This is a genomic window from Saccharothrix obliqua (assembly GCF_019375475.1).
GTDB classification, from domain to species: domain Bacteria; phylum Actinomycetota; class Actinomycetes; order Mycobacteriales; family Pseudonocardiaceae; genus Actinosynnema; species Actinosynnema obliqua.
This window is the reverse complement of the sequence record NZ_JAHXGQ010000001.1, coordinates 256036-268245: the sequence shown is the minus strand read 5'-3', so window position 1 is coordinate 268245 and position 12210 is coordinate 256036. Positions and strand designations below refer to the sequence as shown.

The window sequence follows — 12210 nt, the reverse complement described above, 5'->3', positions numbered from 1 at the left end:
TGACCGCGGCCGACCAGCTCAAGCGCCGGGACCTGCGCCGGATGAAGCTCGTCGCGACCGGCTTCTTCCTGGCCGCCACCGCCGTCTTCCTGGTGGCGCTGCTGTTCGAGGCACGCGGACCGGCCTGGATCGGGTACGTGCGCGCGGCGGCCGAGGCGGGCATGGTGGGCGCGCTCGCCGACTGGTTCGCCGTGACGGCCCTGTTCCGCAGGCCGTTGGGGCTGCCCATCCCGCACACAGCGATCATCCCGACCCGCAAGAACACGTTCGGCGACGCCCTCGGGTCGTTCGTCGGGACGAACTTCCTGTCCCAGGAGGTGGTGCGGGACAAGCTGCGGCGGGTCGGCGTGGCGCGGCGGGTCGGCGCGTGGATCGCCGAACCGGAGCACGCCGAACGGGTGACGGCGGAGCTGTCGAACGTGGTGAAGGGCGCGATCAGGGTCCTTCGGGATGACGATGTGCAGGCCATCGTGGAGCAGGCCGTGGTGCGGCGGCTGACCGAGCAGCCGTGGGGCCCGCCGCTGGGCAGGCTGCTCGGGCGCGTGCTCACCGACGGCGCGCACCACAAGCTGGTGGACCTGATGTGCGACCGGGCCTACGACTGGGTGCGCGACAACTACGACCGCGTGAGCGGCCTGGTCACCGAGCGCTCGCCGGTGTGGTCCCCGCGGTTCGTGGACTCCATGCTCGGCGACAAGGTCTACAACGAGCTGCTGAACTTCGCGTGGGCGGTGAAGACCGACGTCAACCACCCGATGCGGCAGGCCGTCGACCACTTCCTGATCGAGTTCGCGGGCGACCTCCAGCACGACCCGGCCACCATGGAGCGCGCCGAGGCCGTCAAGCAGCAGGTGGTGGACCACCCCGACGTGCAGCGGCTGATCGGGTCCGCCTGGGGCACGGCCAAGGGGATGCTGCTGGCCGCCGCCGAGGACCCGTCGTCCGAGCTGCGCAAGCGCATCCGCGAGGGACTGATGTCGTTCGGCGCGCGGTTGGTGTCCGACGAGTCGCTGCGCGCCAAGGTGGACGGGTGGCTGGAGGACGCCGCGGGCCACGTCGTCGGCAACTACCGCGACGAGATCACCACGCTGATCACCGACACCGTGGAGCGCTGGGACGCCGAGGAGACGTCCCGCAAGATCGAACTCCAGGTCGGCCGCGACCTCCAGTTCATCCGCATCAACGGCACGGTGGTGGGCGCGCTGGCCGGCCTGGTGATCTACTCGATCGGGCAGTGGGTGGTGTGACCCGCCCCGGGCGGGGCGGGTCACACCCTCAGGACACGCTCAGCGCCCGGCGCTCGCGGAAGTTGCGCGCCTTCTCGCGGTTGCCGCACACCTGCATGGAGCACCAGGTGCGCGACCGGTTGCGGGACCGGTCGAAGAACGCCCAGAGGCAGCCGTCCGCCTGGCAGATCTTGAACCGCTCCCACGTCCCGAGCACCGCGAGCCGCGCCGCCGCGCCCAGCACCGCGCCCAACGCGTCCTCGCTGGACATCGTCGGCACGCCGCGGCTGAGGTCGACGCGGATCAGGCCCGCGGCCGGGGTGGGATCGGGTCCGTCGTGCCGTTCACCCAGGGTCGCCCGCAACGAGGTGCGGACGGCACGGGCCTCGTCCAGGTCACCCACGGCGCCTAGGCCGCGTTCGGTGACCCACGCGCGCCAAGCGGCCACGTCGTCCAGGACGTCCGTGCCGAGTTCGAGGTCCCGGGTGTTCAGGAAAGCGAGCAGCAGCTCCACATCGTGTTCCGCATCGCCGGCTCGACCCTGCGCGAGAGCCGCGTGGTCCCAGCCGGCCGCCAGACCAGTCACCCCACCACTGTAGGCGTCGCCGGGACGTGATGTGGCGAAGTAACCGTCAACTGATTTTCGTCGGTTAGCCTGCTTGCCCGTTCGGGCGACGGCCGATCGGGCTATGAACCCGGTGTATACACGCTGTGTATAGTCCTGCCCATGTCGATTGGACACACCCTGTTGGGCCTGCTCGAAAAGGGTCCGCGCCACGGGTACGACCTGAAGAGGGCCTACGACGAGCGCTTCGGCCAGGACCGGCCGCTGCACTACGGGCAGGTCTACACCACCCTGTCCCGACTGCTGCGCAACGGCCTGGTGGAGGAGGCGGGCGTCGAGTCGGGTGACGGTCCGGAGCGCAAGCGGTACGCCATCACCGACGCGGGCGTGACCGACGTCGAGCAGTGGCTGGGCACCCCGGAGAAGCCGGAGCCCTACCTCCAGAACACCCTGTACGCGAAGGTCGTGCTGGCCCTGCTGTCCGGGCGGAACGCGGACGACGTGCTGGACGTCCAGCGGGCCGCGCACCTGGGCACGATGCGCGCGCTGACCAAGCGCAAGGCCGACGGCGACCTCGCCGACCAGCTCATCTGCGACCACGCCCTGTTCCACCTGGAGGCCGACCTCCGGTGGCTGGAGCTGACCGCGGCCCGCCTCGGGCAGCTCTCCGCCCAGCTCGCGGGGGTGGGCCGGTGACCGCGCTGCTGGAAGCCGTCGACCTGCGCAAGTCCTTCGGCCCGACCCCGGCGCTGGACGGCGCGGGCCTGAGCGTCCGCGCGGGCGAGGTGGTGGCCGTGATGGGCCCATCCGGTTCGGGCAAGTCGACGCTGCTGCACTGCATGGCCGGCATCCTCACGCCGGACTCCGGCGTGGTCCGCTACCGCGACGTCGAGCTGAGCGCCATGCCCGACGGGCGGCGCAGCGAGCTGCGCCGCACCGACTTCGGCTTCGTGTTCCAGTTCGGCCAGCTCGTGCCCGAGCTGAGCTGCCTGGAGAACGTGGCGCTGCCGCTGCGCCTGGGCGGCCTGAAGCGGCGGCCGGCCGAGGCGCGGGCGCGGGAGTGGCTGGACCGCCTGGAGGTGGCGGACGTGGCGGACAAGCGCCCCGGCGAGACCTCCGGCGGCCAGGGTCAGCGCGTGGCCGTGGCCCGCGCCCTGGTGACCGGCCCGCGCGTGGTGTTCGCCGACGAGCCGACCGGCGCCCTGGACTCCCTGAACGGCGAGCGCGTGATGCAGCTGCTCACCACCGCGGCGAAGGAGACCAACGCGGCCGTGGTGCTGGTCACCCACGAGGCCAGGGTGGCGGCCTACTCCGACCGCGAGGTGGTCGTCCGCGACGGCCGTTCCCGCGAGGTGGAGCCGGCCCGATGACCCACCTGCTCAACTCGGTGGCCCGCTGGGCCCGGCACGCGGTCGCCGCCCGCGCGACCCGCCCCCTGCCCGCCCGTCGCGGCCCGGTCGGGGGACGACGATGAAGAACTGGTTCCCCGACCTGGCGCTGGGCGTCCGCCTGGCGCTCGGCGGCGGTCGCACGTCGTGGGTGCGGCTGGCGCTCACCGCGGTCGGCATCGGCATCGGTGTCGTCGTGCTGCTCGCCGCGTCGTCCGTGCCGACGATGCTCGCCGAGCGCAACGACCGCACCGCGCTCAACCACAAGCAGTACGTCGGCCGCGGCAACGCCGTGACCGGCGACGTGCTGTACCTCAAGACCTGGGGTACGCAGTTCGAGAGCCGCCCGATCTCCGGCAGCTTCGTGCTGCCGAGCGGTCCGGGCGCACCGGTGCCGCCGGGCGTGTCGAGGGTGCCCGGCGTCGGCGAGATCGCCGTGTCACCCGCGCTCGCCGAACTGCTCGACTCCCCGGAGGGCGAGCGGCTGCGCGAGCGCTTCCCGCAACGCCGGGTCGGGGTGATCGGGCAGGACGGCCTCAACGCGCCGAACGACCTGTCGTTCATCGCGGGCGACCGGACCGTGCAGCAGGACGCGAGCACCGCGGTCCGGGGCTTCGGCGGCGACGTGACGCGCCGCACGTTCGACCCGGTCCTGTCGCTGCTGGTCATGGTCGGCCTGGTCGCGCTGCTGTTCCCGGTGCTGGTGTTCGTCGGCATCACCACCCGCCTGGCGGGCGCGGAGCGGGACCGGAGGCTGGCCGCGTTGCGGCTGGTCGGCGCGGGCGCGCAACGCGTGCGGCGGATCGCCGCGGGCGAGGCGTTGCTCGGCGCGCTGGCGGGTCTCGTCCTGGGCGCGGTGGCGTTCGCGGGGGCGCGCCAGTTCACCGAGCAGGTCGAGGTGATGGGCATCAGCGTGTTCGTCGGCGACGCGATGCCGTCGCCGCTGCTTGCGCTGCTCATCGCCGTCCTGGTGCCCTTGCTGGCCGTGGTCACGTCGCAGGTCTCCATGCGGCGCACGGTGATCGAGCCGCTGGGCGTGGTGCGGCGGGCGAAGCCCGTGCGCCGCGTGATGTGGTGGCGGCTCATCCCGGCCGTGCTCGGCGCGGCGGCGTTGATCAGCCAGGCCGGCGAGATGGGCGAGCGCGGCGGTGACGTGTCCGAGACGCTGGTGATCGGCGGCATCCTGCTGCTGATGCTGAGCATCCCGCTGCTGCTGCCGTGGCTGGTGGAGCGCGTCGTCGGGCGGCTGCACGGCGGCGCGCCGTCGTGGCAGCTCGCCGTGCGCCGGCTCCAGTTGGAGTCCGGCACGGCGGCGCGGGTCGTCGGCGGCGTGGCGGTGGTCCTCGCGGGCGGCATCGCGCTCCAGTCGGTGATGGTGAGCGCGGAGACCAAGCTCGTGGACCGGCCGACGAGCAGCACCGACCACTCGCGGATGGTGGTGAGCCTCGACGGCGAAGCACCGCGCGGCACCGCCGACGAGGCCGCCCGCCTGCTGAAGGACTCGCCCCTCGTGCACAAGGTGGACGTGCTCTCGTGGGTGTCGTTCAAGTACGGGGAGGACGACTACACCTCGGCCATGGTCGCGACCTGCGACACGCTCCGCACCCAGGCGAAGCTGGACTCCTGTCAGGACGGTGACTCCTTCTACCTGCGCAACGGCGCGTACACCAACCACGAGCCGGACGCGCCGCCGGGCACCGAGGTGACGGTGATCTGGAACTCCGACGGCGAGCAGGTGACCGGTCCCAAGTGGACGGTTCCGGAGTACCGCGAGGTCGGGCCGCCCGAGGAGTTCGCGCGGCACGCGACCTCGGGGATGCTGCTGACGCCGGGTGCGCTCGCCGGCCTGGACGTGCCGGTCCGCGGCTCGTCGATCATGGTGCGCGTCGACCCGGACCGGTCGGGCGTCGCGGAGGACGTGCGCAACCTGATCGGCCCGATGACGTGGCGCGCCTACGCGTACTACGCCGATGAGAACAACCAGGAAGACCAGGCCAAGCAGTTCCTGAGCATCCGCCGGGCGCTGCTGGCGGGTTCGCTGGCCACGCTGCTGCTGGCCGGGGCGAGCCTGCTGATCCTGGCCCTGGAGCAGGTCCGCGAGCGCAGGCGACCGCTGGCGGTCCTGGCCGCGAGCGGCGTGCCGCGAGGCGCCCTAGCCCGGTCGATGCTGTGGCAGAACGCCCTGCCGCTCCTGCTGTCCGTGCTGGTGGCGGTGGCCGTCGGCGCCGGTCTGGCGGTCCTGCTGCTGCGCGTCGTGGAGCAGCCGATCGTCATCGACTGGGCCGGGGTCGGCCTGCTCAGCGGTGCGGCGGCCCTGCTGGTCGTGGTGGTGACCCTGCTGTCGCTGCCGGCGTTGCGGCGGGCGACGGGCGCGCTGGGCCTGCGCTCGGAATGACGGCAATCCGAACCGCGCGGGCCACGGAAAGGGGTCCTGAACCGTCTCTAAGTACGTGAAGCGCGTGCGATGGGCCACCCCAGGACGTATCCCGGTGCGGACGGGGTGGCTCACGGACCTGGTCCTCGGGGTCCGGCTGGCCGTCGGGGGCAGCCGGACCTCGTGGGCCAGGCTGGCGCTCACCGCGGCGGGCGTCGGGCTGGGCGTGGTGGTGCTGCTGCTCGCCGCGTCGGTCGGGCCCGCCCGCGAGGCCAAGTCGGAGCGGGTGCGTGCCGCCACCCTCGACCTGACCGGGGCCGGGCCGCTGCGGGCGCGTGAGGTCGTGGTGTCGTGGCAGGGCCGCCGCATCACCGGCCTCGAACTGGCCGCCACCGGTCCGGACAAGCCCGCGCCGCCCGGTGTGGCGCGGCTGCCCGAGCCGGGCGAGGTGGTGGTGTCACCCGAACTGCTGAACTTGATCCAGACCGACGACTCGGTGCGCGCCCGCTTCCCGGAGCGGGTCATCGGGGTCATCGCCGACGCGGGGCTGCCGCGTCCCAAGTCGTTGGTGTTCTACGCGGGCCTGGCGCCCGTGCACGCCGACGGCGCGCACCCGGCCGCCGGTTTCGGCGGCGAGCGGCCCCGGTCGGTGCTGCCGCCGGTGTACCGGCTGCTGGTGGCCGCCGCGATCGGGGCGCTGCTCGTGCCGCTGGGCATCTTCGTGCTGGTCGCCACCCGGCTCGGCGCGACCGGCCGCGCCCGGCGGCTGGCCGCGATCCGGGTCGTCGGCGGCAGCCGTGCCCAAGTGCGCCGCATCGCGAGCGGCGAGACGCTGGCGGGCGCTGTGCTGGGCCTGCTGGTCGGCGTGGCGTTGTTCTTCGCGACCCGGCCGCTGGCCAGGTTCATCGAGGTCGAGGGCGTCGGGTTCTTCCCGACCGACCTGCTGCCCGATCCCCTGCTCGGCGTGCTGATCGCGCTCGGCGTGCCGGTGGTCGCGGTGGTGGCGGCACTGGTGGGCCTGCGCTCGGTCGACGTCGGGCCGCTCGGCCACAACACCGCCGCCTCGGTGCCGCCGCGGCGGACGTGGTGGCGGTTCGCGTTGCTGGGCGCGGGTTCGGTGGTGCTGGTCGTGGTGTCCGTCGTGGGCAGCACGGGTCGGGCGATGTTCGACTCGACCACCGCGGGCGCGTTGGGCGTCGGCATCGCGTTGGTGCTCGCCGGCACGGGCGCGGTGCTGCCGTGGCTGGTGGGGCGGGTCGCGGACGGGTTGCGCCCGGAGGGCGTCGCGCCGTTGCTCGCCGTGCGCGCCTTGCGGTCCGACGTGGCCGTGCCACGCGTGGTGTCCGGGGTCGTCGTGGTGCTCGCCGGTTCGCTGGCGCTCCAGGTGCTGCTCGGCGCCGCCGCCCGGTCGGCCGCCGAGACGGCGCTCGACCCCGACGCCGACCGGTGGGTGCTCGCGTTGTCCGACCGCACGCCCGTCCGGTCGTTGGAGGAGGCGATCGCGTTGGTCGGCGGCGTGCGGCGGGTCAGCGAGGTGCGCACGTACGCGCCGCGTGGCGACGTGCGGGCGCTGGTGGTGAGCACCGACTGCGCGGAGATCGCCGAACGGCTGCGGGTGACCGACTGCGTGCCGGGTGTCGCGTACCGGACGGCGGGCGGCGCGGACGTGCCCGCGGCGGGGACGAGCCTGGTCGTCGGGGGGCACCCGTGGGTCGTGCCGCCGCACCGGACGGTGCCGGGCGAGGCGGCCGGCCTGTTCGTGGCGGCCGGGGCGGACCCGGTGCTGGACGCCGTGCCGCCCGCGCAGCTGGTCGTCGTGGGCGACCCGGACCAGGGTTTCGGCGACCGGCTGCTGGCCGCGACGGGGCGCGTGGACCGGGCCGTGACGCTGCCGACGACGGTCGAGGCCGGGCAGGTCGAGTTGTTCACGTCGTTGCGCAGCGGCGTCATCGGCGGGTCCGTGCTGCTGACCCTGCTGGCCGTGGTGGGCCTCGCGGCGGCAGCCGTCGACCAGGTCTGGGAACGCCGCCGCCACACGGCCGTGCTGGTGGCCAACGGCGTGCCGCCGAGGGTGCTGACCGCGGCGGCCCTGTGGCAGTCCGCCATCCCCGCCGCGCTGGGCATCGCCCTGGCCGTGCCGGTCGGGTTGGGCGTGGCGTGGCTGGTGTCGCCGCCGGACCGGTTCCGGGTCACGTGGGTGGAGCTGACGACGACGGCCGCACCGGCGGCGATCGTGGTGCTGGTGGTGGCCCTGTGCACCCTCCCCGCCCTCCGCCAGGCCATCCGCCCCGACGGTCTGCGCACCGAGTAGGCCGCTCCCCACCCCGCGCGGCGGCCGTAGACGTGGCGCGGGGGCGGCCGGTTCCCGAAACCACACCTTCAGGCGGCAACGGGATCCGGCGGAGTCGACGGTTCCTCACAACCGACATGCGAGATCACACCACCGCCGACCTGCTGATCCGCGCCCGCGAGGGCGACCACGCCGCCTGGGAGGAGATCGTCCGCCGGCACGTGCGCCTGGTGTGGGCGGTGGCCCGCTCCCACGGCCTGAGCCACGACGACGCGGCCGACGTCAACCAGACCGTCTGGCTGCTCCTCGCCGAGCACGCCGCCACCATCCGCCGCCCCGACCGGCTGAGCGCGTGGCTCACCACCGCCGCCCGCCGCGAGTCGCTGACCACGCTGAGGCTCCGCGGTCGCGAGCGCCCGGTCGACCTGTGGGACTCGGTCGACGAGGCGCCCACCCCGGAGGACATCGCGATCGCCGACGACACCCGACGCCGGCTGTGGCGCGCCTACCACACCCTCCCCGACCGCTGCCGCCGCCTGCTGCGCCTGCTCGCGTTCGCGCCGGAACTGACGTTCCAGCAGGTCGCGGAGGCCACCGGCATCCCGCCGAACAGCCTCGGCCCCACCCGCGGCCGGTGCCTGGAGGCCCTGCGCCGACGCCTGGCGACGACGGAGGCCGTCCGATGACGCTGCTCGCCGCGCTGGCCGACGTGCTCGACCGCCTCGACCCGCCACCCGCCCGCCTCGTCACGCACGCCCGCGACGCCCTCGCCACCCGCCTCCACGCCGACCCGCTCGACCTGCTCACCGACTCGGCCCGCACCACGCCAGGCGGGATGCGTGGCACCGGCCACCGCACCATGCGCTTCACCGACCTCGACCTGCGCCTGGAACCCACCGCCACCGGCCTGCGCCTGACCGGCCACGCCCCGGCCGGGCACGCCACCGCGCACTGGCCGGGCGGCACGCGGACCACCGCCGTCGACCCGGACGGCTGGTTCCACCTCGACCACGTCCCACCCGGCCCGCTGCGCGTCGTGCTCGACGGCGCCCGCGCCACGCCCTGGTTCGTCGCGTGACCCCGCACGCGCAGGCCCTCGACCTGGTCGAACGGGGCCGCCTGCGAGCCGCCGCCCACGTGCTGGCCGACGCCGACGACCCGGCGGCCCGGCTCACCGCGGCGTGGATCGCGCTGGACCGCGGCGACACCGCGGCGTTCGCCCGGCACCTGGCCACCACCACGTTCACCGGCGCGGACCGGCACCGCGCGGACTGCCTGCGCGGCCTGGCCCAGTGCCGCCGGGGCACACCGGTACCGGCGATCGCGACCCTCACCCGCGCCATCCGGGGACTGCGCGCGACCGGCGACGACCGGTGGCTGGCGAACGCCCTCGTCGGTCGCGGCATCGCCCGCACCCAGGCGCTCCACCTCGGCCGGGCGGACGCCGACCTCACCGCCGCGCACGCCGCGCTGACCGCGCTCGGCGAGCCCGAGCGAGCCGCGACCTGCCTGCACAACAGGGGTTTCACGGCGCTGGTCGCGGGCGACCCGGCAGCCGCGTTGCGCCACTTCGAGGAGGCGACGCGTGCCGGTCTGCGCACCACCCGCCGCCCGGAGGCCCTGGTGGACCGCGCCCACGCGTTGCTGCGCCTCGACCTGGTCCGCGAGGCGCGAGACGTGCTGCACCGCGCCGCGGACCTGCTCGACCGCGGCGACCGGGGCGCCCACCTGCCCGACGCCCTGCTGCTGGCCGCCCGTTGCGCGCTCCGCGACCGCGACCGCCGGACCGCCCGCGCGCTCGCCGAACGCGCGGAATCCCTGTTCCGCGACCAGCACCGGTCCGGCCACGTCCCGGCGGCCCGCGCCGTGGCGATCCGCGCGGGCCGGCCCGGTTCCCGCACGGCCACCGCCGCCGCGTGCGCCCGGCGCGGCCACCACGACGACGCGGCGGAACTCCGCCTGCCCGTCGCGCCGCGCGACGTCCCGCGCGACACCGGCACCCCGCGTGCCCGTGCGATCGGCTGGCTCGCCCGCGCCCGCACCGCACCCACGAGACGCGCGGCCGTGGCGGCGTGCCGGGCGGGGCTGCGGCTGCACCAACCCACCACGTGGCCGGGCACCGAACTGGCGGCGACCGCCCTGGCACACGCCCTGACCGGCGGTGACGCCCGTGCCGCCGTCCGCTGGGCCGAGCGCCGGTCGCACTGCCCCGCGCCCGCCGACACCGCCGCCGCGCTGGCCGGACTCCGCCGCACCACCGACCACCACCGCACCACCGCCCTGGAACGCGAGGTCCGCCGCCTCTCCCTGGCCGCCGGCACCACCACCCCGCCGCCGCTCGACCTCGCGGACCTCACGGACGCGTTGGGTGACAAGGCGATGCTCGTGTTCCTCCGCCACCGCGGCCGGCTGCTCGGCGTGGCGGTGACCGCCGGCCGCTGCGCGCTCCACGACCTCGGCCCGGCCGCCGACGCCGCGCGGCACGCGAAAACCCTGGAGCTGAAGGAAACCCGACCAGCTCTGTCCTACCTGGACGCACTGCTGGCATCGGCGGGCGACCGCCCACTGGTGATCGTCCCCGGTCCCGAACTCGACCAGGTGCCGTGGGCCGCGCTGCCGTCCCTGCACGGGCGTCCGGTCACCACCGCGCCGTCCGCGGGCACGTGGCTGGCCGCGACCCGGCGAAGGCCCTCGTACCGCGAAAAGCTGTGGATTCGCGGACCGGGCCTCCGTCACGCCGATCGGGAAATCAATGCACTCCACCGCGTCCACGGTGGACAAATCGCACACACCGCCGATGCGGCACTGGCTGGAATGGAAAGTGCGGATGTCGTGCACATCGCGGCACACGGCGTTCGACGGACCGACGTTCCGCTGTTGTCCCATTTGCGACTCGCGGACGGCCCGCTCTACGGGTACGACTTCGACCGGTTGGCGAAAGCGCCGTCGCTGGTGGTGTTGTCGGCGTGCGATTCCGGTTTGGCGAACGCGTTGGTGCGGCGGGGCGCGCGGACCGTGATCGCGAGCGTGCGGGCCGTGCCCGACGACCGCGTGGTGGACCTGGCGATCGCCCTGCACGCCCGTCCCGGACCGCCGGCGCGAGCGCTGGCCGAGGCCCAGGCCCGGCACGGCGACCTGGGCTTCGTGTGCGTCGGGGCCGGTTAGGTCGGCTGGAGGGCGGTGACCCGGCGGACGGCCTCGGCCGCGGGCACCCCCTCGTGCCGCAGCCGCGCGAGGTCGGCCGCGACCCGCGGCGCGGCGAACGACGTGCCGCTCCACCGCGCGTAGCCGTACTCGCGTGACTCGGTGAGGCGGACGAAGCTGCTGGTCACGTCCACGCCCGGCGCGATCGCGTCCACCCACGGGCCGCGGTTGGAGAAGTCGGCGTCCGCGCCGACCGCCACCACGGACGGCAACGCGGCCGGCCACACCGGGCGCGTCGTGCCACCGTTGCCCGCCGCCGCCACGACGATGCCGCCGAGCCGTGCCACCTCGTGCCGCAGCACGGGCGGGCACTCGTCGTCGGCGGTGTGGCAGCCGGAGGTGAGCACGACGACGTCCGCGTCGCGTGACGCCCGTAGTCCGCGTGCGACGGTCACGTCGTCGGTGAGACCGAGCGACGACAGCACGCGCTTCGGTCGCACTTGGACACCGGGCGCGTGTTGCAAGAGGACACCCGTGACGAACGTGCCGTGCCCGGCCTGCCGGTCCTGGCCGGGGCGGCCGTCGGCGTCGAGCACCTCCGGCACGCCGGCGTCGAACCACGGCCGGGCGGCGAACCAGGGGTGCGGGTCCAGGCCGGTGTCGAGCACCGCGACCACCACCGGCCACCGCTCGTCGGCGGGCGTGGCCGGCTCGTCCGCGGGCGCGGGCAGCGGTCGGGCCGTGCCGAGCATGATCGGGCTGCCGACGTGCACGTGGTTCGGCGCGACGGCCGGTCCGCCGTCCGCGGCGACCGCCACCGGCTCCGCACCCGGCCGCAGGCGGACGCGCGTGACGCCCCCGGCCGGCTCCTCGACCCGGTCCACCCAACGGCGCAACCGCTCCAGCTCCACCCGGGTGCCGCCCGAGTAGACCAGCACTTCACCCGAACGGAGCAAACACTCCTGCGGACCGCCGGGGTCGTGCACGACCAGCGAGGGCTGTTCCGCCCGCCACCGCTCGGCGAGTTCCACCAGGGAGATGAGGTCGGTTGAGGCCACAAAGGACACCATGCCCGCCGTCCACAGCGGACGCCCGCCGACATCACCCGATCCGCTGAACACGACGGACGGTGTTCACGGACCGGCACGACAGCCCCGGACAGCCGCACCGCACCGCCCTTCCGAGTGGGTTCCGCGCCAGAACGTACGAAAATGCGGTCACCA

General features: G+C 74.6%; 10 protein-coding genes. 8 read left to right on the top strand and 2 right to left on the bottom strand.

The window, feature by feature from the left end; genetic code table 11:
• Window positions 1–41: 41 nt before the first annotated feature.
• Window positions 42–1247 (top strand): DUF445 domain-containing protein, encoded by a 1206-nt coding sequence (locus KZQ38_RS01390; RefSeq protein WP_257900684.1) that lies wholly within the window; start codon window positions 42–44, stop codon window positions 1245–1247.
• Window positions 1248–1275: 28 nt separating this feature from the next.
• Here the strand turns inward: KZQ38_RS01390 and KZQ38_RS01385 are convergent, their stop codons facing one another.
• Window positions 1276–1812: a CGNR zinc finger domain-containing protein gene (locus tag KZQ38_RS01385; RefSeq protein WP_308258190.1), complete on the bottom strand. Its 537-nt coding sequence runs from the start codon at window positions 1810–1812 to the stop codon at window positions 1276–1278.
• A 141-nt stretch (window positions 1813–1953) separates the two neighbouring features.
• Between KZQ38_RS01385 and KZQ38_RS01380 the strand changes: the two genes are divergently transcribed.
• The 7 genes from KZQ38_RS01380 to KZQ38_RS36865 all read left to right on the top strand — a co-directional run bounded on the left by KZQ38_RS01380 (window position 1954) and on the right by KZQ38_RS36865 (window position 11008).
• Window positions 1954–2487 (top strand): PadR family transcriptional regulator, encoded by a 534-nt coding sequence (locus KZQ38_RS01380; RefSeq protein WP_219437571.1) that lies wholly within the window; start codon window positions 1954–1956, stop codon window positions 2485–2487.
• Window positions 2484–3161: an ABC transporter ATP-binding protein gene (locus tag KZQ38_RS01375; protein WP_219437569.1), complete on the top strand. Its 678-nt coding sequence runs from the start codon at window positions 2484–2486 to the stop codon at window positions 3159–3161. Before KZQ38_RS01380 ends, KZQ38_RS01375 begins: the two co-directional genes overlap by 4 nt.
• A gap of 100 nt (window positions 3162–3261) precedes the next feature.
• The gene (locus KZQ38_RS01370; RefSeq protein ID WP_219437567.1) at window positions 3262–5574 is read left to right on the top strand and encodes an FtsX-like permease family protein; all 2313 of its coding nucleotides are present in this window, start codon (window positions 3262–3264) and stop codon (window positions 5572–5574) included.
• A 94-nt stretch (window positions 5575–5668) separates the two neighbouring features.
• Window positions 5669–7864 carry an FtsX-like permease family protein gene (locus KZQ38_RS01365; RefSeq protein WP_219437565.1) on the top strand — a complete coding sequence of 732 codons (2196 nt, stop codon included), beginning with the start codon at window positions 5669–5671 and terminating at the stop codon, window positions 7862–7864.
• 116 nt (window positions 7865–7980) lie between these two features.
• Window positions 7981–8529: an RNA polymerase sigma factor gene (locus KZQ38_RS01360; protein WP_219437563.1), complete on the top strand. Its 549-nt coding sequence runs from the start codon at window positions 7981–7983 to the stop codon at window positions 8527–8529.
• Entirely contained in the window at window positions 8526–8921 is a 396-nt protein-coding gene (locus KZQ38_RS01355; RefSeq protein WP_219437561.1) for a hypothetical protein, read from the top strand. Before KZQ38_RS01360 ends, KZQ38_RS01355 begins: the two co-directional genes overlap by 4 nt.
• A complete protein-coding gene (locus KZQ38_RS36865) occupies window positions 8918–11008 on the top strand; it encodes a CHAT domain-containing protein (RefSeq protein ID WP_219437558.1) in 2091 nt (696 codons plus the stop codon). The genes KZQ38_RS01355 and KZQ38_RS36865 overlap by 4 nt, the downstream gene beginning before the upstream one ends.
• Here KZQ38_RS36865 and KZQ38_RS01345 read toward each other — a convergent pair.
• Complete coding sequence (locus KZQ38_RS01345; protein WP_308258189.1) at window positions 11005–12045, bottom strand: S8 family peptidase; 1041 nt, start codon at window positions 12043–12045, stop codon at window positions 11005–11007. The genes KZQ38_RS36865 and KZQ38_RS01345 overlap by 4 nt on opposite strands.
• Window positions 12046–12210: the final 165 nt, after the last annotated feature.